Source organism: Tanticharoenia sakaeratensis NBRC 103193 (genome assembly GCF_000963885.1).
GTDB classification, from domain to species: domain Bacteria; phylum Pseudomonadota; class Alphaproteobacteria; order Acetobacterales; family Acetobacteraceae; genus Tanticharoenia; species Tanticharoenia sakaeratensis.
On the sequence record NZ_BALE01000004.1, the window covers coordinates 73,757 to 98,233 of the forward strand.

Annotated in this window: 22 protein-coding genes, 1 tRNA gene and 1 other RNA gene; 14 read left to right on the plus strand and 10 right to left on the minus strand. The window is 63.4% G+C overall.

The features are described 5' to 3' along the window. Window positions 1-113: 113 nt before the first annotated feature. Window positions 114-914, plus strand: a complete 801-nt coding sequence (locus B8446_RS01575; protein WP_048846522.1) for an NAD kinase — start codon at window positions 114-116, stop codon at window positions 912-914. 8 nt (window positions 915-922) lie between these two features. On the opposite strand, the gene accC is transcribed toward B8446_RS01575, so the two are convergent. From accC to aroQ, 3 genes are read right to left on the minus strand one after another with little or no spacing between them, the layout of a single operon-like run. Next, window positions 923-2,263: an acetyl-CoA carboxylase biotin carboxylase subunit gene (gene accC, locus B8446_RS01580; protein WP_048846524.1), complete on the minus strand. Its 1,341-nt coding sequence runs from the start codon at window positions 2,261-2,263 to the stop codon at window positions 923-925. 11 nt (window positions 2,264-2,274) lie between these two features. Further along, window positions 2,275-2,724: an acetyl-CoA carboxylase biotin carboxyl carrier protein gene (locus B8446_RS01585; RefSeq protein ID WP_048846526.1), complete on the minus strand. Its 450-nt coding sequence runs from the start codon at window positions 2,722-2,724 to the stop codon at window positions 2,275-2,277. After that, window positions 2,721-3,176 (minus strand): type II 3-dehydroquinate dehydratase, encoded by a 456-nt coding sequence (gene aroQ / locus B8446_RS01590; protein ID WP_048846527.1) that lies wholly within the window; start codon window positions 3,174-3,176, stop codon window positions 2,721-2,723. The genes B8446_RS01585 and aroQ overlap by 4 nt, the downstream gene beginning before the upstream one ends. Window positions 3,177-3,569: 393 nt before the next feature. Between aroQ and B8446_RS01595 the strand changes: the two genes are divergently transcribed. After that, complete coding sequence (locus B8446_RS01595) at window positions 3,570-4,007, plus strand: septal ring lytic transglycosylase RlpA family protein (RefSeq protein WP_148505795.1); 438 nt, start codon at window positions 3,570-3,572, stop codon at window positions 4,005-4,007. Between the two features lie 21 nt (window positions 4,008-4,028). Here B8446_RS01595 and B8446_RS01600 read toward each other — a convergent pair whose 3' ends face one another. After that, window positions 4,029-5,135, minus strand: a complete 1,107-nt coding sequence (locus tag B8446_RS01600) for a YihY/virulence factor BrkB family protein (protein ID WP_084711979.1) — start codon at window positions 5,133-5,135, stop codon at window positions 4,029-4,031. Between the two features lie 458 nt (window positions 5,136-5,593). Between B8446_RS01600 and B8446_RS01605 the strand changes: the two genes are divergently transcribed. Beyond that, window positions 5,594-6,727, plus strand: a complete 1,134-nt coding sequence (locus tag B8446_RS01605; RefSeq protein ID WP_048846529.1) for a type III PLP-dependent enzyme — start codon at window positions 5,594-5,596, stop codon at window positions 6,725-6,727. A gap of 7 nt (window positions 6,728-6,734) precedes the next feature. Here the strand turns inward: B8446_RS01605 and B8446_RS01610 are convergent, their stop codons facing one another. The 3 genes from B8446_RS01610 to B8446_RS01620 are packed head-to-tail and all read right to left on the minus strand — an operon-like array spanning window position 6,735 to window position 8,526. Next, window positions 6,735-7,100 carry a hypothetical protein gene (locus tag B8446_RS01610; RefSeq protein WP_148505796.1) on the minus strand — a complete coding sequence of 122 codons (366 nt, stop codon included), beginning with the start codon at window positions 7,098-7,100 and terminating at the stop codon, window positions 6,735-6,737. A gap of 29 nt (window positions 7,101-7,129) precedes the next feature. Next, window positions 7,130-7,435 (minus strand): rod-binding protein, encoded by a 306-nt coding sequence (locus tag B8446_RS01615; protein WP_084711980.1) that lies wholly within the window; start codon window positions 7,433-7,435, stop codon window positions 7,130-7,132. Further along, window positions 7,435-8,526: a flagellar basal body P-ring protein FlgI gene (locus B8446_RS01620; protein WP_048846656.1), complete on the minus strand. Its 1,092-nt coding sequence runs from the start codon at window positions 8,524-8,526 to the stop codon at window positions 7,435-7,437. Before B8446_RS01620 ends, B8446_RS01615 begins: the two co-directional genes overlap by 1 nt. A gap of 359 nt (window positions 8,527-8,885) precedes the next feature. Between B8446_RS01620 and dksA the strand changes: the two genes are divergently transcribed. The 4 genes from dksA (at window position 8,886) to B8446_RS01640 (ending at window position 10,175) form a co-directional block, all read left to right on the plus strand. Next, window positions 8,886-9,299, plus strand: coding sequence for an RNA polymerase-binding protein DksA (gene dksA, locus B8446_RS01625; RefSeq protein ID WP_048846532.1), 414 nt, complete (start codon window positions 8,886-8,888; stop codon window positions 9,297-9,299). Window positions 9,300-9,358: 59 nt separating this feature from the next. After that, window positions 9,359-9,433 (plus strand) — tRNA-Thr (locus tag B8446_RS01630). A 62-nt stretch (window positions 9,434-9,495) separates the two neighbouring features. Next, on the plus strand, window positions 9,496-9,711 hold the full coding sequence (locus B8446_RS01635; protein WP_199484025.1) for a hypervirulence associated TUDOR domain-containing protein: 216 nt from the start codon (window positions 9,496-9,498) through the stop codon (window positions 9,709-9,711). Further along, window positions 9,708-10,175: a DUF3465 domain-containing protein gene (locus B8446_RS01640; protein WP_053053610.1), complete on the plus strand. Its 468-nt coding sequence runs from the start codon at window positions 9,708-9,710 to the stop codon at window positions 10,173-10,175. The genes B8446_RS01635 and B8446_RS01640 overlap by 4 nt, the downstream gene beginning before the upstream one ends. Window positions 10,176-10,228: 53 nt before the next feature. Here B8446_RS01640 and clpA read toward each other — a convergent pair whose 3' ends face one another. Beyond that, entirely contained in the window at window positions 10,229-12,556 is a 2,328-nt protein-coding gene (clpA, locus tag B8446_RS01645; protein ID WP_048846534.1) for an ATP-dependent Clp protease ATP-binding subunit ClpA, read from the minus strand. A 188-nt stretch (window positions 12,557-12,744) separates the two neighbouring features. Then, window positions 12,745-13,098, minus strand: coding sequence for an ATP-dependent Clp protease adapter ClpS (gene clpS / locus B8446_RS01650; protein ID WP_048846663.1), 354 nt, complete (start codon window positions 13,096-13,098; stop codon window positions 12,745-12,747). 356 nt (window positions 13,099-13,454) lie between these two features. Here clpS and B8446_RS01655 point away from each other — a divergent pair, with 356 nt between their 5' ends. The 3 genes from B8446_RS01655 to ggt all read left to right on the plus strand — a co-directional run bounded on the left by B8446_RS01655 (window position 13,455) and on the right by ggt (window position 17,318). Further along, window positions 13,455-14,546, plus strand: coding sequence for a D-alanyl-D-alanine carboxypeptidase family protein (locus B8446_RS01655; protein WP_053053612.1), 1,092 nt, complete (start codon window positions 13,455-13,457; stop codon window positions 14,544-14,546). A 134-nt stretch (window positions 14,547-14,680) separates the two neighbouring features. Further along, the gene (gene map / locus B8446_RS01660) at window positions 14,681-15,487 is read left to right on the plus strand and encodes a type I methionyl aminopeptidase (RefSeq protein ID WP_048846667.1); all 807 of its coding nucleotides are present in this window, start codon (window positions 14,681-14,683) and stop codon (window positions 15,485-15,487) included. 1 nt (window position 15,488) lies between these two features. Next, a complete protein-coding gene (gene ggt / locus B8446_RS01665; RefSeq protein ID WP_053053617.1) occupies window positions 15,489-17,318 on the plus strand; it encodes a gamma-glutamyltransferase in 1,830 nt (609 codons plus the stop codon). 12 nt (window positions 17,319-17,330) lie between these two features. On the opposite strand, the gene nudC is transcribed toward ggt, so the two are convergent. Beyond that, window positions 17,331-18,272, minus strand: a complete 942-nt coding sequence (gene nudC / locus B8446_RS01670; RefSeq protein WP_053053619.1) for an NAD(+) diphosphatase — start codon at window positions 18,270-18,272, stop codon at window positions 17,331-17,333. Window positions 18,273-18,416: 144 nt separating this feature from the next. Between nudC and ffs the strand changes: the two genes are divergently transcribed. The 4 genes from ffs (at window position 18,417) to B8446_RS01695 (ending at window position 24,453) form a co-directional block, all read left to right on the plus strand. Continuing rightward, an RNA gene (ffs, locus tag B8446_RS01675) (signal recognition particle sRNA small type) lies at window positions 18,417-18,514 on the plus strand. A gap of 476 nt (window positions 18,515-18,990) precedes the next feature. After that, a complete protein-coding gene (locus tag B8446_RS01685; RefSeq protein WP_084711982.1) occupies window positions 18,991-21,411 on the plus strand; it encodes a TonB-dependent receptor in 2,421 nt (806 codons plus the stop codon). Window positions 21,412-21,445: 34 nt separating this feature from the next. After that, entirely contained in the window at window positions 21,446-22,231 is a 786-nt protein-coding gene (locus B8446_RS01690) for a tetratricopeptide repeat protein (RefSeq protein ID WP_048846538.1), read from the plus strand. Between the two features lie 107 nt (window positions 22,232-22,338). Then, on the plus strand, window positions 22,339-24,453 hold the full coding sequence (locus tag B8446_RS01695; RefSeq protein WP_048846675.1) for a DNA polymerase III subunit gamma/tau: 2,115 nt from the start codon (window positions 22,339-22,341) through the stop codon (window positions 24,451-24,453). Window positions 24,454-24,477 lie beyond the last annotated feature (24 nt).

Sequence of the window (24,477 nt, forward strand, 5' to 3'; positions counted from 1 at the left end):
TTGCCGGAGGTTCCTGCTCGCGCAGCGCCGTGCTAGGCCCATAGCTCGGCGACTGGACGAGGACGGCATGCGACACCGAACGCTCACTGGATCTGCTCCCTGTGACTGACGATATGGCCCAAGGCGAACAGCGGGCGCAAAATGCCCGCCGCGCGGACAGGATCGCGTTTGTTGCATCGCCCCATGAGCAGGCGCAGACCACGTTACGGAAGCTGAGCGAATGCTACGGTGGCGTGCCTTTCGACGATGCGGATGTCGTCGTCTGCCTTGGGGGTGACGGCTTCCTGCTGGAAACGCTTCATCGGGTCCTTGGGCGCGGCATTCCCGTTTACGGCATCAATTGCGGGACGGTCGGTTTTCTGATGAATCCGGCCTCGGACGGCGACCTCCGCGAGAAGGTGCGTAAAGCGCTTCCATCCGTTCTGCATCCTCTCAGAATGCAAGCTACGTCTCGTTCGGGCGAGCGTCATGAAGCACTTGCGTTCAACGACGTCTTCCTCTTCCGGCAGACCCGGCAGGCGGCGAAAGTGCGGATCGAAGTGGACGGCCGCGTCCGGCTTGAAGAGCTGGTCTGCGATGGCGTGCTTGTCTCGACACCAGCGGGCTCCACGGCCTACAATCTGTCAGCTCACGGCCCTATTGTTCCGCTGTCAGCGAACATTCTGCCGCTGACGCCGATCTCTGCTTTCCGCCCTCGGCGGTGGCGCGGCGCGCTTCTGCCATCGACGGCGTCGGTCGTGTTCACGCTGATCGAGCAGGAAAAGCGGCCTGCTGCCGCTGTGGCTGATTTCACCGAGGTGCGTGACGTTATCGAAGTGCGGGTGCAGGAGGATCGTTCGTTGGAAACGATCCTGCTCTGCGATCCTGATCATGCCTTGTCGGAACGCATCATCGCCGAACAATTCACGGCGTAAGCCCTAGGTTACTGGGCTGCGACGAATTTCTCCAGCCAGTGGATCGTATACTCGCCGCGCTGGAATTCCGGATTGGCCAGAATCTTGCGGTGGAGCGGAATGACGGTCTGGACGCCTTCGATGACGAACTCATCAAGGGCGCGCTGCATCCTTGCAATCGCCTCCGCGCGTGTCGGAGCATGCACGATCAGCTTGGCAATCATGCTGTCATAGTAGGGAGGCACGCGGTAGCCGGCGTAAATGGCGCTGTCCATCCGGACGCCAAGACCGCCCGGTGCGTGAAAGACGGTGATCGTCCCCGGATTGGGTGCAAATGTCTCGGGGTTCTCGGCATTGATGCGGCACTCGATGGCGTGACCGCTGAACGTGATATCTGCCTGCGTGTAGCCGAGCCGCTGACCGGCGGCGATGCGGATCTGCTCGCGCACGAGGTCGACCCCGCAGACCATCTCAGTCACGGGATGCTCGACCTGTAGGCGCGTGTTCATCTCGATGAAGCAGAACTGGCCGTCCTGATACAGAAACTCGAGCGTACCGGCATTTCGATAGCCAAGTTTGGTCAGCGCATCCGTGACCGTGGCACCGATTGCGTCACGCTGCTCGGCCGTAAGGACCGGCGAACCGGCTTCCTCGACGAGCTTCTGGTGCCGCCGCTGCAGTGAACAGTCGCGCTCGCCGAAGTGTACGACGTTACCGTGCGTATCTGCCAGGACCTGCAGCTCGATGTGACGCGGACGATCGAGATACTTCTCGAGATAGACCTCGTCGTTGCCGAACGCCGCACGGGCCTCGGTCCGCGCGACGCTCCATGCCTCTTCAAGCTCTGAGGCCTCGTGAGCAACCTTCATGCCCCGGCCGCCACCGCCGGCCGCGGCCTTGATTAGCACCGGATAACCAACCTCCTCGGCGACGCTGCGGGCCGTTTCCAGATCCGGCAATGCGCCGTCGGAGCCCGGCACGAGCGGTACGCCAAGCGCACGCATCGTCGTCTTGGCGGTAATCTTGTCGCCCATCATGCGGATGTGCGACGCCTTGGGCCCGATGAAGGCAAGTCCGTGCGCTTCCACCGTGTCGGCGAAGTCTGCGTTTTCCGACAGAAATCCATAGCCCGGATGGATCGCGTCGGCGCCCGTGATGGTCGCAGCCGACAGAATCGCCGCCACATTCAGATAGGAATCGCGGGCGGATGGCGGTCCGATGCAGACGGCTTCGTCGGCCAGGCGGACATGCATCGCATCGGCATCTGCCGTCGAATGGACGGCAACCGTCTTGATGCCCAGTTCGCGGCAGGCGCGCTGGATCCGCAGGGCGATCTCGCCGCGATTGGCGATCAGGATCTTGGAGAACATCAAGAGGTTCGTCACTCAATGATCGCGAGAGGTTCGCCGAACTCGACCGGATCGCCCGACGCCACCAGAACCTTCGTCAGCGTCCCGGCACGGGGGGCCTTGATCTGGTTGAACGTCTTCATGGCCTCGATGAGCATGATCGTCTGCCCGGCCGCAACGCTCTGGCCTTCTGTAACAAACGGCGGGGCCGACGGATCGGGCGTCAGGTACACCACGCCGACCATCGGGCTCGGGACCGCGCCCGGATGCTTGGTGGGATCGGCGGACGGCGCCGCCTGGGGGGCTGCGGTTGCGATCGGCGTGGCTGCAGCTGCCGTGGGAGCCACAACCGTCTGTGCCGTGCCGCGCGCAACGCGGATCCGGCTGTCCTTTTCGGCGATCTCGATCTCGGTCAGGCCGGTTTCGGTCAGGATGTCTGCCAATGCCCGGATGGCATCTGCGTCCACGAGCATGCGGCTCATTGCTGGTCTTCGTCCTCGATCATGTCGGTGAGCGCCTGAAGCGCGAGAGCGTAACCGCGAACGCCGAATCCAGCCATAACGCCGATCGCCGCGCGCGACACATAAGAATGATGCCGGAATGTCTCGCGGCGGAATACATTTGAAATATGGACCTCGACCGTCGGCAGGCCGACGGCAAGCAGTGCATCGAGCAACGCGATCGAGGTGTGGGAATACGCCGCCGGGTTGATGACGATGCCATCGGCCCGACCCCGACACTCCTGGATCCAGGTGACAAGCTCGCCTTCGATGTTCGTCTGCCGGAAATCGATCGTGACGTCGAGCCGCTCGGCGGCCTGAAGACACACCTGTTCCAGGTCGTCGAGGGTGGCATGCCCATAGACGTCAGGCTGGCGTAGGCCCAGCATGTTCAGGTTTGGGCCGTTCAGTACGGCAATGAGCGGTCGCTTCATGGTGGCGAGCCCGTAGCACTTTCAACAGCGTGGTTAAAGGCCCGCATCCGCGCAGCCCGAAAGATCGCCTTATTCGTGCCGTGTTCGCCGTGGATCGTGCCGTTCAGGAAGCGTTAAGGATCGCCTGTTAGCCTTTCGTGTGCAAATGCGGTATGGGTGTGCCTTCAAGATAAAAAGGGCATCGTCCCGACGGGCGTGAAGAACACGCGGAGGTGTGGGTCGTTGAGTGCTACCTTGGGTCGTCTGATATCGCGTCATTTCCTGTCCACGGTTGCCGTAGCGGTCCTCGGGGCCGCGCCATGCCTGGCTCAGGACGCGACACAACCGGCAGGGAACCACGCAGCGGTCAAAACGCCATGGGCGGATTCCGTGCGGCGGGCTTTGGCTGCCCGTATGCACCGCGTGGCCGAAGAAGGTCGCACGGCGTTAGCTTGGTCGCAGCATGGCGTGGCCAGCTGGTATGGGGCACGCTTTCACGGCCGGCGTACCGAGAGTGGTGCAATCTTCGATCGCAACGCGCTGACGGCGGCGCACCCCACGCTGCCGATCGGAACGAAGCTGCTCGTTCGGTCGGAAGACACGGGCCGGTCGGTCGTCGTGACCGTCAACGACCGCGGACCATTCAATCATCGCATCATCGATCTTTCGCGCGCTGCTGCGGAGCGGATCGGTATGGTGGCGTCGGGTACGGCACGCGTGGCATTGACGCCGCTGCCCGCGGCTGATCAACCGAGCGTCGAAGTTGCTCAGGCCGCCGACGAGGACACACCTGAGCAGGCCATCGCGGCGAGCGTGCCGTTGCCCGCCGCGTCACACATACGCCGGCGATAACGTCCGGTTATACGGACGTATTTACCGAGAGCGAGTCGCCTCGGCCCTAGATGCCACGTCGTTCGACACGGTCGGTTCCTGAGGCACACGTTCTGGGTTGACCGTATTGCTTACCTTGGGCTCAAGACCTGCGATGCGGTCTTCAAGCCCTGCGTTGAGCTCGGCGCCGAGCAGGACGACATAGGCGCTGACGAAGAACCACATCATGATGGCCACGACGGCACCTAGGGGTCCGTACGTTGCGCCGTATGATGCAAAGTGGCTGACGTACCAGGAAAAGCCGAACGACGTCACAAGCCAGAGACCCGTCGCTACCAGTGATCCGGGCAGTGACCAGCGCCAGGCCCCGGCCGGGCGCGACGGCCCATGCCGATAGAGCAGGGTTACGGCGCCGAATACGAACAGCAGCATGAGTGCCGGCGCCAGCAGGTGAACGACCAGCGGCAGACCCCATGTCAGGGCAGTATCGAACTGTGGCGGGATATGCAGGAAGGCAAGGTGAGACGGCAGGAAGTCCAGGAACGCGGGCAACGCCACCATCAGCGCGAGCGTCAGGCAGGCTCCCAGGACTGCGCCAAGCGTCGTGCCGAACGCGATCCCCTGAAATGCCAGGAAAGAGCGGAGTTCCGTGGTGTTGTACGCCAGATTCAATGCCGACAGGATCGATTTGGTGCTGGCCGACGCGGACCACAGGGCCACGCAGAGCGAAAAGATCAGCCCGATCGTCAGTGAGCTGTGCGACTGCTCCACGAGCGTGTGAATTCGGTCTCCGATCAGAGTGTAGGCTGCGGGCGGCAGAAGATCATGCAGGACGTTGAGCTGCGGTTCGACAGTATTGAGGTCGAACGCGAGTCCATAAAGAGAGAGTAGTGCACTGATCGCAGGGAAAAGAGAAAGCGTCGCATAAAACGCGCAGCCGGCCGCGGCGAGCGAGATCTGACTTGTTCCCAGCTCGTTGATCATCTGGCGGATCACGAGCTTCCAGCCGCCCCACGGCATCTTGAACGGCGAGGACACGCCTGTTCCGGGCGATGCCGTACCCTCGGCCGACACGCGATGAGCGTCCTGATACAGGGGAGCTGAAGCCGGTGCCGGCTGGGCCGACGTCGTTGCTTCAGTCTGGGGCATGGATGGCACGTGCTTCTCCTGGTCGAGGGCTACTCGTTGCGATGACCTGACGTAACGTCGGGTCTCGCTCGGCGCGCAGTCGGGAGGTGCGCATAGCGGTATTGTTACCGCAAGACTACGCGCCATCGTGAAAGTCGTTCCTATGGCGACTTCATCTGCCGCGGGCTGTGTCTTTGAGACGACGCGGGTGCTGAAAAGGCATCCAAAAAAAGCAAAAACGGTGGGACATTTTCTGTTGCGCGCGAGGGGGTTTGGCCTCATATGCGCCGCACGCAGCAACGCACGTGCCACTGGCCCCCTAAAGGTTACGCAACGACGTCAAGCGTTCTGGCAATCCGGGATCGGATCACGCATTTCGCGCGTTCGGTCTCGCCATGGTCGCTGGTCCGTTAGACCGTTTCGCAACATCGCTCGTTCGCTCACGAAAGCGACACGAGGCAAACATGGGAGGGGGTTTAATGACTCCCAAAATTTCCCGTTTTCTCTCGGAAAACCGTCCTGCTACGCCATGCCTGGTCGTGGATGTCGACCATGTGGCGGAGCGGTACGCAGCGCTGAAAGACGCGCTGCCGCTTGCACAGATCTATTACGCCGTGAAGGCGAACCCGGCGGCTCCGATCCTCCATCGCTTGGTCGATCTGGGATCATGCTTTGATGCCGCGTCGATCGAAGAAATCAGAATGTGTCTGTCCGCCGGCGCGACGCCACAGCAGATTTCGTTCGGCAACACGGTCAAGAAGGTGTCCGCCATCCGGGAAGCTTTCGAGGCAGGGGTCAATCTCTTTGTCTTCGACAGCGAGGAGGAGTTGGACAAGATCGCCCGGAATGCGCCCGGCGCGCGTGTCTATTGCCGTCTCGTCGTCGAGAACGACGGTGCGGACTGGCCGCTGTCACGCAAGTTCGGAACGACGGTGAAGCACGCCTATGACCTGATGCTTCGCGCAGGTGCATTGGGTCTCGACCCGTATGGCTTGTCGTTTCATGTGGGCAGCCAGCAGACCGGCATCGAGGCCTACGAGGCTGCGATTGCCAAGGTCGCCATGCTGTTCACGGATCTCTCGGCGGCTGGTCTCGATCTGCGGATGGTCAATCTCGGGGGCGGCTTCCCGATCCGTTATCGTGATGACGTGCCGGAGATCGAGCGCTTCGGGCTCGCGGTCGGGCAGGCGATGACGCAGCATTTCGGCAATAACCTGCCGCAGATGCTGGTCGAGCCTGGGCGGTTTCTGGTGGGAAGTGCCGGTGTCGTATCCACCGAAGTCGTGCTGGTCAGCCGACGTGGCGGCGCACCTGAGGCACCGCGCTGGGTCTATCTGGATATCGGCCGTTTCGGGGGGCTCGCCGAGACCGAAGGCGAGGCGATTCGCTATCCCGTGCGGACGGCACATGACGGAACCGAAAGTGGCCCGACCGTTCTGGCCGGTCCGAGCTGCGACGGTGTCGATATCCTTTATGAAAAGCGCAAGGTTGATCTGCCGCTGGCGCTGCGCGACGGCGACCGGGTCGAACTTCTGTCGACAGGCGCATACGTATCGACCTATTGCTCGACGGGGTTCAACGGGTTCGCGCCCCTTCAGGAACACTATATCTGAACGAGCTTCAGGCCGTGGTGGCTGACCACGGCCTGAGCACGTCTTGACTGGCGCGCGTCTGATAGACGCCGCTCTGTCCGTAAAGGCCGCGTGTCTGGTCCGGGCGGTTTTGTGCCAGCACCAATTCGACGATGCTCTGTTGCGCAGCCAGTGCGTTGGTCAGAAGAGTTTCATTGAGTTTCAAGGCGTTGGACAGGCGTGCGGCTGCGGTGCGGAGTGTCGGACGCGAGCATTCCTCGATATTTTTGCTGCCTTGCTTCACGGCGTCATGCAGTGCGCTCGCAGCTTTCTGTTTGCGCGACAAGAGGGCTGCGGCCGCTTGGAGTTGAGCATTCTGGAGCGCCGTGTTTTCCGCCTCCAGAACGTTGGCCATGTCGGATGCCAACTCTTCGAGACTGGGTATCATTTCGAGTCTTCCTGCATCTTCAGCATCTGATTGTAGATCGGCTGAGCAAGGCCCAGGCCGCCCGCCTTCTGCATCTCCTTGGCCATTTCGTTGACCAGCATCGGCTTCAGCTGTTCTTCGCCAGCGCCCCCGCTGAACATGTCCTTCGATGTATCGATTGTCGAAAACATCGGCTCGACCAGTTGATTGATCGTCATTGCCTCGAAGTCGGTCGCTGCTTTCCAGGTTTTCGCTTCATCGGCAGCGTCGGGCGTGTGGGCAAGGCTGTGCCGTGTGGCGATCGCCTGTATGGCCGAGGTCATCAGCGTGTCTCCAGATCTGCCTGCAGGGCGCCGTCTGCCTTGATGGTCTGCAGGATGCTGATCATGTCCCGCGGGCCGACGCCCAGGGCGTTCAGGCCCGTCACCAGGTCGCGCAGCGTTGCCCCGCCGCGAAGCACGGCCATGCGTCTGTTTGCGCCCGTCGTCACGCCGATATTCGTGCGTGGGACCGAGGTCGTCTGCCCGTTGCTGAGCGGTCCTGGCTGGGAGACCTCGGGGCTTTCACTGACCTGCACCGTCAGGTTTCCCTGAGCGACGGCAACGGTACTGATATGGACGTCGGCCCCCATGATGATCGTGCCGCTGGCTTCGTCGATCACGACCTTGGCAGGCGTGTCCGGCAGGATGGGCAGATCGCCGATCCGGGCGAGCGTCGAGACCGCATCGCGGCCCGTAAGATCGAGTTCGACCGTTCTCGGATCGTCCACGGTCGCAATCGGCCCCACGGCCTGCGCGATCGCGGCCGCGATCCGCGTGGCCGTCGTCAGGTCGGGGTTGCGCAGGCTCATATGCAGATGCGTGCGGGCGCCGAGGTCGAACGGGATTTCGCGCTCGACAATGGCGCCGTTTGCCACGTGTGCCGTGGTCGGCACATTGCGGGTGACTTCGGCCGCAGCCCCGCGCGCGGAGAACGAGTTCGCAGCCAGCGCGCCTTGCGCCACGGCATAGACTTCGCCGTCCGCCGCCATGAGGGGCGTGACGAGCAATGTGCCACCCAGAAGCGAGCTTGAATCACCCGCTGCGGAGACGGTGACGTCGATCCTGTTGCCGCTGTGGGAGAAGGCGGGGAGGTCGGCTGTCACCATGACAGCCGCGACGTCATGGGTCTGAAGCTGGGTTTCCTCGTTCCGGATATTGACGCCCAGCCGGTTGAGCATGCTGATCAGGGTTTCGCGCGTGAAGATGGAGTTGGTGAGCCGGTCGCCGGTGCCGTTCAGTCCGACAACGAGCCCGTAGCCGATCAGCTGATTGGCGCGTACGCCTTCCGTCTCCGTGATGTCCTTGATCCGGACGTACCCGGCCCGGGCCGGAAGCGGCGCGACGCTGAATGCGATCAGCACTGCCGCCAGGATGTTGCCGACCTTGCGTCGAACAGGGGGGGGGATAGGAAGCGGCACGATCCTCGGTCCAGTCTGGCGTCATGGACGGGTCCATGGTCGTCCTCGCCGTATCCTGGCCTGCCAGGCGTCAACAGATCCTTAACGGACGGGGTAGAATCCGGCATGGCGCAGCATGGCGACATGAAAGGGCTGATCGAATCGCCGGAGCGCCTGACATACGAGAAGACTTGGCGTGGGCGGTGGTGGTGGCTATAAGCCGCCGCAAGCGCGCCCGATATCAGTCTGTTTCAGGACAGAACAGATAGGGGCATGAGAGCTCGAGGGTTGGTGCGGCGCCCCTCACACAAGCGCGCCATAGGGATGTCTGATTGATGATCACGTTACCGCCGGATTATCGTCCTTCTGACGCCGAAGAGTTCATGAATACCCTTCAGGTCGAGTATTTCCGCCAGAAGCTGTTGCGCTGGCGGGGCGATCTGCTGAAGGAAGCCGACGGCACGTTGGCCAGCCTTTCCGAAGGCGGGATCCACGAAGCCGATATCACCGACCGTGCCAGCGTCGAGACGGACCGCGCCCTGGAGCTCAGGACACGCGACCGGGCCCGCAAGCTGATCGTGAAGATCAACATGGCGCTGCAGCGGATCGAGAACGGCAGCTATGGATTCTGTGAGGAGACAGGCGATCCGATCGGCCTGAAGCGGCTGGAAGCGCGTCCGATCGCCACGTTGTCGATCGAGGCGCAGGAGCGTCATGAGCGGATGGAGAAGATCCACCGCGACGACTGACGCGATCGTCGGTTTCGGGCTTGCAGATGCGGAACGTAGAAGCTAGAAGCCCCTTCGTCGCTGCTGTAGCTCAGTGGTAGAGCACTCCCTTGGTAAGGGAGAGGTCGACAGTTCAATCCTGTCCAGCAGCACCATCATGCGACAACTATTGCTGATAACCATGCGTTGGGATGCTTTCCAGAGAGGAGCATCCGTCGTGACCAAAAGCAGCATGCCAAAGAAGGGCGACAAGGTCGCCTGGAAGACGCCGCAGGGCGAGACCCACGGAACGGTCAAGGGCATCGCAACGAAAACCGTCAAGATCAAGCACAATACGATCCGTGCCAGCGAGGATGATCCGCGCGTCGTGGTGGAAAGCGACAAGACGGGGGCGGCTGCCGCACACAAGCCCGGCTCGGTCCACAAGCAATGAGCCGATTCGTATGTCTTCGCGGCTCGTCTGTCGGCGTCATCGGCCTGCTGTTGTCTGGTATTGCATGCGCTCAGACGCAGCCGGTGCCGTCCTCGTGCGACGATCAGAAATTCCTGGGCGATCAGCAGGCTTTTGAAGCGGGCGGTGATCACGCGCTGGATCTGCCGGAACATGTCTGCGGCACCGTGACCCGGGTTTCGCGTCAGCGCACGACGCGGAGCGGCCTGCACGGCTATTTCATGGTCGATGTCGGCCAGAACCAATGGGTGAGAATCGTATCCGATCTCGATGAGATGGATGCGCCCGCATGGCCTTGGGTGCACAAGGGCGACAAGGCCGAAATCGTCGGCCGCTATTACTACGACAACCGCCGCAGTCAGGGTATCGACTGGACACATCATGGTACAGGCCGAGAGTGGTCGATACCTGGCTATGTCGTCGTGAACGGAACGAAGTATCAATAAAGGAAAGGCCCCGGAGATTGCTCTCCGGGGTCTTTTTTGTTCGTCTCAGGGCTTCAGGACGCCGTCTCGGAGCGCCGTTCGCCATTGCCTTCGCCACTGTCGGGCTGCTGCGCGGACGTCTCGATAAACTCAAAATCCAACGCGTCGTTCTTGAGCCCGATCTTGACAGCACCACCGTTCGCAAGGCGGCCAAACAGAAGCTCTTCAGCCAGCGGCTTCTTGATGTGCTCCTGGATGACGCGGCCCAGGGGGCGCGCCCCGTAGAGTCGGTCGTAACCACGTTCGGCAAGCCATTCCTTGGCGGCCGACGAGATTTCGATCGTCACATGCCGATCGGCAAGCTGTGCCTCGAGCTGCAACACGAACTTCTCGACCACGCGCCCCACGATTTCCGGCGTGAGGTTTGCGAACGGGATGACCGCGTCCAGACGGTTGCGGAACTCCGGCGTGAATGTCCGCTTGATCGCATCCTCGTCTTCGCCGGTGCGCTCGGTGCGGCCGAAACCTACGGCTTCCTTGCTCAGATCGGCAGCACCCGCATTCGTCGTCATGATCAGGACGACATTGCGGAAGTCGACGATCTTGCCGTTGTGATCCGTCAGGCGGCCATGATCCATGACCTGCAACAGGACATTGTACAGGTCCGGATGGGCCTTTTCGATCTCGTCCAGCAGCAGCACGGCATGCGGATGCTGGTCGATGGCGTCGGTCAGCAGACCTCCCTGATCGAAACCGACATAACCCGGCGGCGCGCCGATGAGCCGCGAGATCGAATGCCGCTCCATATACTCCGACATGTCGAAGCGGATGAGCTCGATCCCGAGCGTCGAGGCCAGCTGCTTGGCGACTTCGGTCTTGCCCACGCCAGTCGGACCCGAGAACAGGTAGTTCCCGATCGGCTTCTCCGCATCACGCAGACCCGCACGAGACAGCTTGATCGCAGCCGTCAGGGCTTCGATCGCCTTGTCCTGTCCATAGACCATGTTCTTCAGGTCGCGAGACAGATGACGCAGTGTCTCGCGATCGTCGGACGACACGCTCTTGGGCGGGATCCGGGCGATCTTGGCGACGATGTCCTCGACGTCCTTCAACGTCACGGTCTTGCGGCGCTTGTTCTCGGCCAGCAGCATGCGGGACGCGCCGACCTCGTCGATGACGTCGATCGCCTTGTCCGGCAGCTTGCGGTCGTGAATGTATTTCGCCGCCAGCTCCACGGCGCCCCGCAGAGCCTCTTCCGTGTAGCGGACCTTGTGATGGCGCTCGTAGTTCACCTTCAGGCCGCGCAGGATCTTGACCGCGTCTTCGACCGAGGGTTCCGGCACGTCGATCTTCTGGAACCGGCGCACGAGTGCCCGGTCCTTCTCGAAATGCTGGCGGAACTCCTTGTAGGTCGTCGAGCCGATGCAGCGCAGCGTGCCGGCAGCGAGTGCCGGCTTGAGCAGGTTCGAAGCATCCATCGCCCCGCCGGATGTCGCACCCGCGCCGATGACGGTGTGGATCTCGTCGATAAACAGGATGCCGCCCGGATTGGCGTCCAGCTCGCTGACGACAGCCTTCAGCCGCTCCTCGAAATCACCGCGATAGCGCGTGCCGGCCAGAAGCGAACCCATGTCGAGCGCGTAGATCGTGCTCTTCAGCAGGACTTCCGGAACGTCGCCTTCAACAATGCGCTTGGCCAGCCCTTCGGCGATCGCCGTCTTGCCGACGCCCGGATCGCCTACGTAGAGCGGGTTGTTCTTGGTGCGGCGGCACAGGATCTGGATCGTGCGCTCGATTTCGGAATCGCGACCGATCAGGGGATCGATCTTGCCTTCCTCGGCGCGGCGATTGAGGTTCACGCAATAGGTGGAAAGCGCTTCCTGGTTCTTCTGCGTCTTACCGCCGCGTTCCTCGCGTTCGCCTTCCGGCGCATCCTTCGATGCCGTCGGACGCGAACGGGCCTTGTCCGGCGCCTTGGCGATGCCGTGCGAGATAAAGTTCACCGCATCCAGTCGCGTCATGTCCTGCAACTGCAGGAAATACACGGCGTGGCTTTCGCGTTCGGCGAACAGGGCGACGAGAACGTTGGCACCCGTGACCTCGTCCCGTCCGGTCGACTGGACATGAATCGCGGCGCGCTGGATCACGCGCTGGAAAGCAGCGGTCGGCTTCGGCTCGTTGGGCCGGTCTGCGGCGAGGCCTGCGAGATCCTTGTCGAGGAAATCGGTCAGGTCGGCGCGCAGTTTGTCGAGGTCGACGCCGCAGGCCTTGAAGACCGTGGTCGCGTCGGAATCTTCGGTGAGAGCCAGAAGCAGATGTTCGAGCGTCGCATATTCGTGACGGCGTTCGCCAGCCATCGTCAATGCGCGGTGGAGCGTCTGTTCGAGAGTGCGTGACAACATCGTGGCGCTCCTTTCAGGACCGGCCGGCAGGTCCGGGCGGTGTAACTGCCAGTCGGACCCGGACCGATAACACGTTCGGCCCTTCACTTATCTTGTCGTCTGGCGACGTGCAGTGCCAGCAGGAAACGCGGAAGGGCCGTCGAATTTCCCATGAAATCATATCGGATGCGTGTGTTTGCACGCTCCGTTCAGGCTTTCTCGATCGTGCACTGCAGCGGATGCTGGTTCTGCCGGGCGAGATCCATGACCTGCGTGACCTTGCTCTCGGCCACTTCGTAGGTGAAGACGCCACAGACACCGACGCCACGCTTGTGGACATGCAGCATGATGTTCGTCGCCTCGTCACGGGACTTGCTGAAAAACCGTTCGAGGACATGCACGACGAACTCCATCGGCGTGTAGTCGTCGTTCAGCATGAGCACCTTGTACATGGCCGGCTTGCGAGTCTTGGGACGCACGCGCACCACGACGTTGGTCTGCAGGCCATCATCGCCATCGTCGCCCTGCTTGCCGTCGTCACGGCCCGGCGGCTCCTGGGCCATGCGCGTGAGGTTCGGCAGAGCTGCGAATGCAGCGGAAAACCGCGTCATATGGGCATCGATGAACGTGTTCTTCAGCATGTTGCTACCATATGGGATTGCCGGCGTCGGTTCAAAGCCCCCGGTTGCAGGCGACAGTCAGGGCGCGATGCGTTCTTTCAAAGGTCAACAAATGATGAACGCTTTGCGGCCCGGATTGCCATGTTCGGCAGGTTGAACCCGAGCATCGCACAAGTTGCGAAAATACCGAGAAGAAACTGGACGTTGTGTTTCAAGTTTGCCTATCATCGCGCCGTTACACGATGTGAGCGGGGCGGCCGGTGATCAGTCGAGCGATGACAGTCTTCGGAAAGCACGCCATGCGCGGTCTGAACCCCCGAGCGCGCACCGGCTCCCTGGCCGCCGGCCTCGGCATGCTGACGGGTGTAGCCGTCCATTCGGCGCCCGCGCATGCGCAATATGTCGGACATGTCAGCGCCTACGTCATGGATGCGAACACGGGCGCCGTCCTGTCGCAGACAGACCCGGACCTCCAGCGTTATCCGGCGTCACTGACGAAGCTCATGACGCTGTATCTGACGTTCAAGGCGCTGAAGGCCGGTCAGATCACGCTCGATCAGCAGGTTCCGGTCTCCATTCATACCGCAACGATGCAGCCTTCCAAGCTCGGCCTCGTTCCCGGGACGCAGATCACCGTCGAACAAGCCATGCTGTCTCTCGTCACGCTGTCCGCGAATGACTCGGCCTGCGCGCTGGGTGAACTGCTGGGCGGCGGCGACGAAGTCCGCTTCGCCAACATCATGACGTCCCAGGCGCGGGCGCTTGGCATGACGAACACGACGTTCCGCAACGCATCGGGTCTTCCGGATCCGGATCAGGTGACGACGGCGCGTGACCTGGCAACACTCGCCCGTCATCTGCTGACCGACTTTCCCGAGGACTATCACTACTTCTCGGTACCGATGTTCCAGTTCCATCGTCGCATAATCATGAATCACGACACGATGCTCAGGGAATACGAGGGTGCGGACGGCATGAAGACCGGCTTCACGAGCCTTGCCGGACACAACCTTGCGACTTCCGCGATGCGCAGCAACGTCCGTCTCGTGGCAGTCGTGATGGGCGCGCCGTCGAACCCGACACGTGACCGGATCATGGCGGCTCTTCTCGACCGCGGCTTCGAGGCCGAGGGCGTGGCACCGCCTGCACATCCGATGACCAACCCCGTCGTTCTGGCGCGTGCGAGCTATTCGGCCCGTCATCATTATATGGTGGCCGCGGCGGCAGCGCGCTGGCCAGGTGCCGGCACAGAAGTCGCCGAGGCGCCCACGGGTCCGCGTCGTTACGGCCTGCGCCATCACGGCGCGGCGCATGTCGTGTCCACCGCGCATGTCCGCATGGTCAGCACGAATACGACGGCCCGTCACAAGCGACATCACGCACACGGCTGAGCCCGCGTGATCCTTCCCGGATCACGCATTGTTCTGATGACGGGTTGCGGTTCGAGCCGCTCATGCGCATTCTGACGGGCTAATCCGCAGGTCTCGGCCCCATGCCGTGCCTGACAGAACGGGAGGGCGGCGACATGGATGCTGATGGCAGCGAGCGGGGGGTCATCCTCCACGACACCAACGATTTCGAAAAACTTCGGGTCGCCGGGCGTCTTGCGGCTGAAACGCTCGACATGATCACGGAGCACGTTCGGCCCGGCATCACAACGGGCGAACTCGACCGGATCATCCACGAGTTCACGCTGGCGCATGGCGCGATTCCGGCGACGCTGAACTATCGCGGCTATCCCAAATCCTGCTGCATCTCGATCAACCATGTCGTCTGCCACGGCATTCCCGGCGAGAAGCGTCTGGCAGAAGGAGACATCCTCAACATCGACGTCACGTCGATCGTGGACGGGTGGTATGGCGACTCGTCGCGGATGTATGTTGCCGGACAGCCCCCGAAACGGGCGCTCAAGCTTCTCGATGCGACCTATGAATCGCTGATGATCGGGCTGAGCGAGGTGCGTCCGGGCCGCACGCTGGGTGACCTCGGGCATGCGATCCAGACCTTTGCGGAAGGCCAGCGGCTGTCGGTCGTGCGTGATTTCTGCGGCCACGGTATCGGGCGCACGTTCCATGCCGCACCCAGCATCCTGCATTACGGCCGTCCGGGGCAGGGGCTCGTGATCCAGCCCGGCATGGTCTTCACGGTCGAGCCGATGCTCAACCTGGGCCGCGCCGACGTGAAGGTGCTGGACGATGGCTGGACTGCCGTGACGCGCGATCGCTCGCTGTCCGCCCAGTTCGAGCACATGATCGGGGTGACGGAAGACGGCTGCGAAATCTTCACGAAGTCGCCGGCCGGCCTCGACCGACCATACGCGCCTCACATCTGACATGCTGCAAGGACCCACGGTGCCGCGTCTTCGTCTTCGCTGTCTCTTTTCCGTTGCTGCAATTTCCTTCGGCACCGTTGCTGTCGCAGCGCCGCCTCCGGCCCCGGCTGGTGTCCCGGATCCTCTCGCCTTTACGGGAGAGGCGGGGCGTGCCGTCGGTCCGGTTGTCGCGCATCACGGCATGGTCGTCAGCGCGCAGCATCTGGCGAGCGAGATCGGCGCGCGTATCCTGAGCCAGGGCGGCAATGCGGCCGATGCCGCCGTGGCGGTCGGTTATGCACTGGCGGTCGTGTTCCCGGCAGCGGGCAATATCGGCGGCGGTGGCTTCATGACGCTGCGTCCGGCCAACGGGCCTGCGGTCTTCATCGACTTTCGTGAGCACGCCCCGCTGTCCGCCACCGAAGCGATGTTTCAGGACGGGCAGGGGAAGGTCGTGCCCGGGTTGTCCATCAATGGATGGAAGGCCGTGGCCGTGCCCGGTACCGTGGCGGGCCTCGACATGGTGCTGCACCGCTACGGCCGGCTGAGCCGTGCGCGTGTCATGGCACCGGCGATCGCCCTGGCCCGCGACGGCTTCGTATTGCAGGCCTCGGATACGGCACTGATCAACAAGAGACTGGATGCCTTCCAGGCTGATCCGGAAGCGCGGCACATTTTTCTCAGGCCTGACGGCACGCCGCTGCAGCCGGGAGACCGGCTCGTGCAGAAGGAACTCGCGACCAGCCTCGAAGCCGTCGCAAAGGGCGGACCGGACGCGTTCTACCATGGGCCGATCGCCCGCGAGATCGCACGTGCCAGTGCCGCCGGTGGTGGCCTGCTGACGACGGCGGATTTCGCGGCCTATCATACGCGGGTGCTGCCGCCGATCACCTGTCATTATCGGGGCTATGACATCGAGACAGCCCCCCCTCCGAGCGGCGGCGGTGTCGCGCTTTGCGAGATTCTGAACATCCTCTCCGGTTACGACATGCATGCGCTCGGACTGCACAGCGCCGCGCGTGTGGAGCGTGAAGCCGAGGCGATGCAGCATGCCTACTCGGACCGGCGCGATCTCGGCGACCCTGCGTTCGTGAACAACCCGATCGCACATCTGACCGACCCGGCCTATGCGGACGAAATCCGGCGTGCGTTGCCGACAGACGGGCACGCCATTGCATCCGCCCGGCTCGTGCCGGGGATCGCGGCGCCGGGCGCACAGCAGGCGCAGTCCGGCTCCGATCCCGAGCGTCATGAGACCACGCAGTATTCGATCATGGATCGCGGCGGCATGGCGGTCTCGGTGACCTACACCCTGAACGGCTGGTTTGGCGCCGGCGTGATGGGCGGCCATACCGGCATCTGGATGAACGACGAAATGGACGATTTTTCGTCCAAGCCCGGTGCATCGAACATGTTCGGCATTGTCGGATCGAAGGCGGATGCCGTGGCTCCGGGCAAGACGCCACTGTCCTCGATGTCCCCAACGATCGTCTCGCGTGACGGTCATGCCGTCATGGTCATCGGCAGCCCCGGCGGGTCCCGGATCCCGACCATCACGCTGTCGGCTATTCTCGGCGTGATCGACTACGGACTTGATGTCCAGGCTGCCATCGACCTGCCGCGTATCCATGAGCAGTGGATGCCCGAGGCCGTACAGGTCGAGAAGGACGCCCTGACGCCGGATACGCTCGATGCGCTCAAGGCGGCCGGATACGAGATCGACCAGCATGGCCAATGGGGCGCGGCCGAAGGCGTGATGTATGGCGCGCCCACCGTCGGCGCGGCACGGTCAGGACTGTATTACGGCGGCGTCGACCTGCGTCGGGCCGGCGGGAGCGCGGTCGGGGAATAGAACCGCGCGTTTTCAGTCGCGCCCTTCACGCCACGCCGCGATCAGGTGATGCGCGATTGCGGCGGGTCCCGGGATTTCGAAGGCATGCGCTGACGGATCACGAACCTCGTCGCGTGTGACCCATCGGGCCTCGACAATCTCTTCCGTATCGATCGCAAGGTCCGTCGTCACCGCGTCCGCCATGAAGCCGAGCATCAGCGCGCCGGGATACGGCCAAGGCTGAGACGAGTGATAGCGGATGTTCGTGATGCGGATGCCGGTTTCCTCGAAGACCTCGCGCGCCACGGCTTCCTCGGCGCTTTCGCCCGGCTCCACGAAACCGGCCAGTGCGCTGAACAGGCGGCGTTCGGGCGGAAAGCGCGTCCCCCGGGCCAGCAATGCGCGATCGTTGTCTCGAACCAGCATGATCACCACGGGGTCGACCCGTGGAAAGATGAGATGATCGGCGTTGGCCGAGCACCGCAGGCGCGCCCCGCCGTCTTCGCTCGATGTCAGGGCGCCGCAGCGGCCGCAGAAGCGATTGGCTGCGCGCCAGGACAGCAGGCTGCGGGCCTGGGCGATCAGGGCCGTATCGGCGCCGGACAGCATGGCCGCGAGCGGACGGACCGGAACGAACGCGCCGGGCAGGACGGCCTCGTCGAGTGTGGATATGTCGACCGCAAAGACCGGCGTTTCGTCCCGCAGGCCCAGGAATACCGAAGGCCCATGCGCCGGATCGAATCCAAGCGTGTCGCGAGGTAGCAGGGCAAGCGCAGGCGTCGCGCTGTCGGCTGCGTCGATCAGATGGAGGTCGCGCCAGATCGGCAGAAAACGCGCGGACGGTCCGCTGAAGGCCTCGTTCAGCCATGCGGAATCCCGCCGCGGAATGGCCGCGCGATCATGGGTGCCGCCAGCATAGACACCAGCATAGACATGGGCCGAGGTGACTGGACCGGTCTGCGTGTTCGTTTCCATCCCGGCTCCGCTTGTCTGTTGTCCGAATGAAAAGCTTACCGGCCGCCGCTGTTTCCCGAAAGATGGGCGCATCAGGCGCTTCGGCGACTTTTCTCTCATCCGGGCCTTGCCGGATGTATCCCACCTTGTGCTAAGAACCGCCTCGGAAAGTCGGTCGCGGACGGGCACCTTGCCAACCTGGTCAGGTCCGGAAGGAAGCAGCCACCGTGAGTTTCGTCCGGGTCGCGGTCCGGCTTTCCACCTCCCCAACAATCAGGTCGGTTTTCCGTGGGTGATACCGCGTTGTGCGGTGTTCGCGTCACGTAATGGAGCCGATGACTGCCGGCATAGGCTGTACGCCGGCGCGGTGTCCCGCTCACGAGATCCTGTGACCGCGGGATGGCGCCAGTCCGCATGAACGCCATTTCGGCGCGCTCCGTCCGGCGGAGTAGCTCGGACACTCCATGCTTGCGGATGCGTTGGGTCGCGGGTGGTTGGCAAGCGCGGACGATAGCTCGGCGTTCGTGATCCCCGGAACACGCCTGAGCGGGCATGCCCATTTCATCATCGGTTCCAGCGTCGGCAGATATCGCAGCGGCTGGATGTGGCGCAGGCGCCACACGCACGGCCGGATCGACATTTTCTGCAAACATGATGCATTTCATGTCCGACCTGCGGTTGAGAATTACTCGCAACAGTGGCTAGTCTGCCCTCGCGTTCATCGAAGGGGGTTTTTCCGTTGATATCTCGTGTCAGGCGCCATGCGCATACTGTCTCTCTGGTCGCCGGTGCCGCGTTGGCGTGCCATGCGGTGGACGCGCAGGCCGACCAGACGGAGACGGTCCATGCCAAGGCGCGACATGTCCGGCATCGGGCCGCTCACAAGGCGTCGCATGCACAGCATGACGCGAAGCAACCGGCTGCTGCGAGGCCTGCGCCAAAAGCACCGGCTCCTGCGCGCGTCGTCGATGACCACACGATCGAAGCCAGCCCGGATGAAGCCGAAGACGTGCTGGCGCGGGGCGACAGGATGGACATCCTGCATTCCCCCATGGGGTTGAGCCGGATGCCCCAGGACGTTCTACACACGCCGCAGACCATCAATGTCGTGCCCCAGGCGCTGATGCAGCAGCAAAACGTGAAATCGCTCGACGAAGCCTTGCGCAACGTCCCTGGCATCACCGCCTCGGTTGGCGAAGGGGAGGGCGGAATGGCTGGCGACCAGTTCCTGATCCGCGGGTTTCAGGCGCAGAACGACATCTACGAAGACGGCCTGCGTGATTTCGGCGTCTACACGCGCGACAGCTTCGACTACGACCATGTCTCGGTCATCAAGGGCCCGTCGTCAGAGGTTTTCGGAAACGGCACCACGGGTGGTGCCATCAACATCACGACGAAGGTCGCACATCTGGGCGACAGCTACAGCGGGAGCTTCTCGGGCGGTTCGGCCGATTATTATCGCGGCACGTTCGACATCAACAAGCAGATCAACGACACCACGGCCGTGCGGATCGCCGGCATGGGGAACGAGAACAACGAGGTCGGCCGGGACGACGTCTATTCGCATCGCTGGGGTATTGCGCCATCGATCGCATTCGGGCTCGGCAAGCGCACGACCTTCACGCTCGAATATCTGCATCAGAGCGACAACCGCATTCCGGACTACGGCGTTCCCGTCATCACCAGGCCTGGGGCGACGGTGGGTGAACCGGCCACGGCTTACGGGATCAATCGAAACAACTGGTATGGCACGACCTACGATCAGGACGACAGCAGCGTCGACATGCTGACCGGACGCCTGAAATTCGATCTCAACCCGCACATAACGCTCTATGACGATCTGAGAGGCGGCATGTACAGCCGCTATTTTTCGGCATCCCAGGAAGGATGCGGCACGACCTGCGAGGACGCCTATTTCTCGGGCGACGATGCCGATGCGCTGGTCGACCGACGTGGCCCGAAGGGCGGCCCGCAGCCTTACCAGCAGAACGACTGGTCCGTGCAGAACGTCTTTTCCGGTGTCGCGAATTTCAACACCGGGCCGCTTCGCCATCAGATGATCGGTGGCGTGGACGTGGAGCATGTCTACGACCGCCGCACGAATTACGCATACAACTTCAATGGCCAGAACGGCACGCGCGAGGATGAGACAAGTCTTGTCTCGCCGTCATCCGTCCAGCCGGGACTTCTGCTTGGCGGCGTAGGGCAATATGCCTATGACCTGACGAATATTTCCGGTGCAGGGCAGAAGCTTTACAAGACGGGGGATGCGACCGATGTCGGCGTGTTCTTCTCCGAACAGATGTGGATCATTCCGTCCTTCTCGATCCGGGGCGGCGTGCGCTGGGACAACTGGAACAGCCATTATTCCGCGACCGAGGGTGCGACCTCGTCCGCGACAAGGCTCGGTCAGCAGCAGAATACCGTCAATCCGACGGTCAGCCTGATGTACACGCCCGACAAGACGACGATGATCTATTTCAACTGGGCGGAATCGACGACGCCGCTCGGTCTCTATGTCACGAACAGTTCGGAACCCTTGAGTTCCACGAGCCAGAATTACAGCCCGGAGCGCAGCCGCCTGTATGAGCTGGGCGTGAAACGGGACATGTTCAACGGGCGGCTCGGCCTCACGGCATCCATTTTCCGGCTTGAGAAGGATAATTCCCTGCTGACGGATCCGACGACGGGGAGCGTGACGTCGTCGAGCGACCAGCAGCGCAACCAGGGTGTCGAACTCAGCGCATCGGGCGAAATCCTGAGGAACTGGAACGTGATTGCGACATACGCCTACTACGATCCCAAGACCACATCGTCGCTCACGAAGGCGGATATCGGCAAGCAGATCGCCTTTGCGCCGCGCAATTCGGCCACGTTCTGGTCGACCTACAGCATTGCGCCGCATACGCCGTGGAACGTGACGTTCGGTGGCGGTCTCACCTGGCGTGACCGGGCATGGCTCAATGCCGCCAACACGGCCTATGTGCCGCATACGATGGAATGGGACGCCGTCATTTCCCACAATATCGGCAAGCACTGGCGCTTCGCGCTCAACGGCTACAACCTGGCAAATCGCCTCAACTATTCGAACCTTTTCAGCGGCCGTGCCACGCCGTCCACCGGTCGTGCTTTCCTCGGCAATCTGTCGCTCACCTACTGAAGGCCGGGGCGCGCCTGAGATGCCAAAGTTGAGCATGTCGTGGTTTCCCCGGTCCAGGCGGCGTCGTGGTAGGGCGCCTGCCGAAGGATCCGAGCTGCCTGCTCATATAGCCCTGATCCGGCAGAAAGCCCTGCAGGGCCACGTGCTGGAGCAGGTGCAATGGGGCGACATCCTGCTGTCGGGCCGCTACCAGCCGCGTGACCCGGCGGGCGCGCGTCAATGGTTCGCTATTGCAGCAGGGGCCGGGTATGCACCGGCGCACAACATGCTGGGCCGGTGTCATCATTTCGGCTGGGGATGCCCGAAGGATCTCGCGCAGGCGGCAGTGTCCTACGAAACGGCGGCTTCCCTGGGCGATCTGTGGGGCTGCTACAATCTCGGCATTCTGGCGATGCGCGGTCTCGGCATCCCGCGCGATCTGCCACGAGCCTTCGCTCTCTTCCGCAGCAGTGCCGAACGGGGGCATGCCAAATCCATGAACCTCGTCGGACGCTTCACCGAGGAAGGATGGTGCACCGCGCGGGATCCGGCGGCGGCGCTCTCCTGGTACAGGTGTTCCGCCGAAGGCGGGGATTACCGGGGGCAGCATAACTACGCGACCGCACTTCTGGCAGCCGGGGCACATGAAGAAGCCCTCGATTGGTGGAGCCGCGCCGTCGAGGATGCGACATCCGACGTGCTTCTGGCCATGGACCGGGTGCTTCATACGCTCGATGGCGAACAGGCACGCCATATTCTGGTCCGCGTACGGGCGCGGCTCGCGAGCATGGGAATCACAAACCCGGACCAGCCAGCCGTCACCGACAGGGCGTGCGCCTGACGTTTCGGCAGGTGACTTGAGCTCCGGGAAGCCGATAGCCCATTCGTTTCACACGGCATGCCACGGGGGCCTTGCCGTTGCGGTCCGCGTTCCGCATCTTCGCGCGCATGAGCGCGCCCCTGCCACCTGATTCCGACGACGCCCTTCCCGTGGAGGAGGGCGCGTTGCCGATGCCCGAGGCGGCAGGCGGCGGCCTGTTCGGCGATCCCACGCCTGCGCCCGCTCCAGAACCTGCGCCAGAAGCGGCACCGGCCGCGCCCTATCGCGTGCTCGCGCGCAAATATCGGCCGCAGACATTCGACGATCTGATCGGTCAGGAATCGACCGTCCGCATCCTGCGTCGCGCCTTCGCGCTGAACCGGGTTGCGCACGCATACCTGCTGACCGGCGTGCGCGGTGTCGGCAAGACCACGACCGCCCGGATCATCGCGCGCGCGCTCAACTGTATCGGCCCGGACGGGAAGGGCGGCCCCACCGCCGATCCATGCGGCGTCTGCGCCAACTGCACGGCCATTCTCGCCGACCGGCATCCGGACGTGCTGGAAATGGACGCGGCGTCGCGCACCGGCGTGGACGACGTGCGGGAAATCGTGGAGGCGACGCGTTATCGGCCGATCCAGGCGCGGATGAAGGTCTTCATCATCGACGAGGTCCACATGCTCTCGCGCAACGCGTTCAACGCGTTGCTCAAGACGCTGGAGGAGCCCCCCTCGCAGGTGACGTTCGTGTTCGCGACGACGGAACTGCGCAAGGTTCCGGTCACGGTGCTGTCGCGCTGCCAGCGGTTCGACCTCCGCCGCGTGCCCCAGGCCATGCTGACGGCGCATTTCGAGGCGATCGCGCAGAAGGAAGGCGCTGTCTTCGCGCCCGAGGCGGTGCAGCTGATCGCGCGCGCAGCCGACGGGTCCGTGCGTGACGGGCTGTCGCTTCTGGATCAGGCGATCGCATCGGGCCAGGCGGATGGCGCCGAGCGGATCGAGCCGAGTGCGGTTTCCGCGATGCTGGGGCTGGCCGATCGCGTCCTGATGTTCGACCTGCTGGATGCGCTGATGGCCGGCAAGCCGGATGCGGCACTGGCGATCACCGATCAGGCCTATGCGCATGGCGCCGATCCTTCGGCGGTCATGTCCGATCTGCTGGACCTGACGCATCTCGTGACGCGATTGAAAACGGTACCGGATCTGCGCGATGGCGTGGACCTCCCGGAAGCCGAGCGCACACGCGGCGGGGCGCTGGCGGATCGTCTGTCCATGGCGACTCTTTCGCGGGCCTGGCAGATGCTGCTCAAGGGCGCGGGCGAGGTCACGGATGCGCCGGATCCGCGCATGGCGGCCGACATGGTGCTGCTGCGCCTGTGCTACGTCGCGGAACTGCCGACGCCCGACGCCGTGATCCGCGCTCTTCGGGATGCGCCAGCCGGCGGGTCCGCCGGGGCGGCGGGGCAGGCGCCCGAACAGACTTCTGGAGGCAGCGACCCGACCGGGCATGTGGCGCCGCCTGGCGGGAGCGGCTCCGGCCTTGTCGGCGCCTATGGTCGCGGAAGCGGTGCACCCGACACGAGGCAAGGCACGCCGCCGCGCGCGCACCTGCGCCTCGTGGCCAATGGCGGCACGGTTGAGGAGCATGTTCCGGCGCCGGAACCGGAAACGGGCATGGCAAGCGTTCCCGAACCGGCTCCCGAGCCTGCGCCATCACCGGAGGAGGCGACGCCCAGCCTGCGATCGTGGCGCGAGGTCGTGGCGTTCGTCGCACAGACGCGCTCGGCGCGTCTGCATGGCCTTCTGCGCAATGGCGCGCATCTCGTGCGTTTTGCGCCTCCGGAAATCGTGCTGCGGTTCCAGCCCGGCATCCCGGCCCGTACCGATCGCGATCTGGAACGCCTGCTGCGTGAGCACGCGGGTCCGGACTGGCGGGTGGAACTGTCCCGTGAGGCTGGCGAGCCTACGCTCGACGAACAGGGCGCCGAGGTCATCGCCCTGCACCAGACGCAGGCGGAAGCCCATCCGCTGGTGCAGGCGATTCTCGCGGCGTTTCCGACCGCCCGGGTTGGCGAGGTGCGCGACCACACCCTTGACGAATACGGCCTGCCGCCCGAGGAACTGCCCGAGCATGACGGTGCGTCCGTGCCGACCGCGCTGGGCGGCGAGGCTGAGGCGCCGGATCTGGACTTTGCGCCCGACGATGCCGACTTCCTGGACGAGAGGGACGTGTTCGGCAGCTAGAGGGTTCGGGTGCCGACAGGAGAG

Excerpts from the sequence above, each read along its gene's own strand:
- B8446_RS01575 (WP_048846522.1), top strand. The coding sequence starts at position 114 with ATGGCCCAAGGCGAACAGCGGGCGCAAAATGCCCGCCGCGCGGACAGG.
- accC (WP_048846524.1), bottom strand. The coding sequence starts at position 2,263 with ATGTTCTCCAAGATCCTGATCGCCAATCGCGGCGAGATCGCCCTGCGG.
- B8446_RS01585 (WP_048846526.1), bottom strand. The coding sequence starts at position 2,724 with ATGAGCCGCATGCTCGTGGACGCAGATGCCATCCGGGCATTGGCAGAC.
- aroQ (WP_048846527.1), bottom strand. The coding sequence starts at position 3,176 with ATGAAGCGACCGCTCATTGCCGTACTGAACGGCCCAAACCTGAACATG.
- B8446_RS01595 (WP_148505795.1), top strand. The coding sequence starts at position 3,570 with ATGCACCGCGTGGCCGAAGAAGGTCGCACGGCGTTAGCTTGGTCGCAG.
- B8446_RS01600 (WP_084711979.1), bottom strand. The coding sequence starts at position 5,135 with ATGCCCCAGACTGAAGCAACGACGTCGGCCCAGCCGGCACCGGCTTCA.
- B8446_RS01605 (WP_048846529.1), top strand. The coding sequence starts at position 5,594 with ATGACTCCCAAAATTTCCCGTTTTCTCTCGGAAAACCGTCCTGCTACG.
- B8446_RS01610 (WP_148505796.1), bottom strand. The coding sequence starts at position 7,100 with ATGGCCAACGTTCTGGAGGCGGAAAACACGGCGCTCCAGAATGCTCAA.
- B8446_RS01615 (WP_084711980.1), bottom strand. The coding sequence starts at position 7,435 with ATGACCTCGGCCATACAGGCGATCGCCACACGGCACAGCCTTGCCCAC.
- dksA (WP_048846532.1), top strand. The coding sequence starts at position 8,886 with ATGATCACGTTACCGCCGGATTATCGTCCTTCTGACGCCGAAGAGTTC.
- B8446_RS01640 (WP_053053610.1), top strand. The coding sequence starts at position 9,708 with ATGAGCCGATTCGTATGTCTTCGCGGCTCGTCTGTCGGCGTCATCGGC.
- clpA (WP_048846534.1), bottom strand. The coding sequence starts at position 12,556 with ATGTTGTCACGCACTCTCGAACAGACGCTCCACCGCGCATTGACGATG.
- clpS (WP_048846663.1), bottom strand. The coding sequence starts at position 13,098 with ATGGCCCAGGAGCCGCCGGGCCGTGACGACGGCAAGCAGGGCGACGAT.
- B8446_RS01655 (WP_053053612.1), top strand. The coding sequence starts at position 13,455 with ATGCGCGGTCTGAACCCCCGAGCGCGCACCGGCTCCCTGGCCGCCGGC.
- map (WP_048846667.1), top strand. The coding sequence starts at position 14,681 with ATGGATGCTGATGGCAGCGAGCGGGGGGTCATCCTCCACGACACCAAC.
- ggt (WP_053053617.1), top strand. The coding sequence starts at position 15,489 with ATGCTGCAAGGACCCACGGTGCCGCGTCTTCGTCTTCGCTGTCTCTTT.
- nudC (WP_053053619.1), bottom strand. The coding sequence starts at position 18,272 with ATGGAAACGAACACGCAGACCGGTCCAGTCACCTCGGCCCATGTCTAT.
- B8446_RS01690 (WP_048846538.1), top strand. The coding sequence starts at position 21,446 with ATGTCGTGGTTTCCCCGGTCCAGGCGGCGTCGTGGTAGGGCGCCTGCC.
- B8446_RS01695 (WP_048846675.1), top strand. The coding sequence starts at position 22,339 with ATGAGCGCGCCCCTGCCACCTGATTCCGACGACGCCCTTCCCGTGGAG.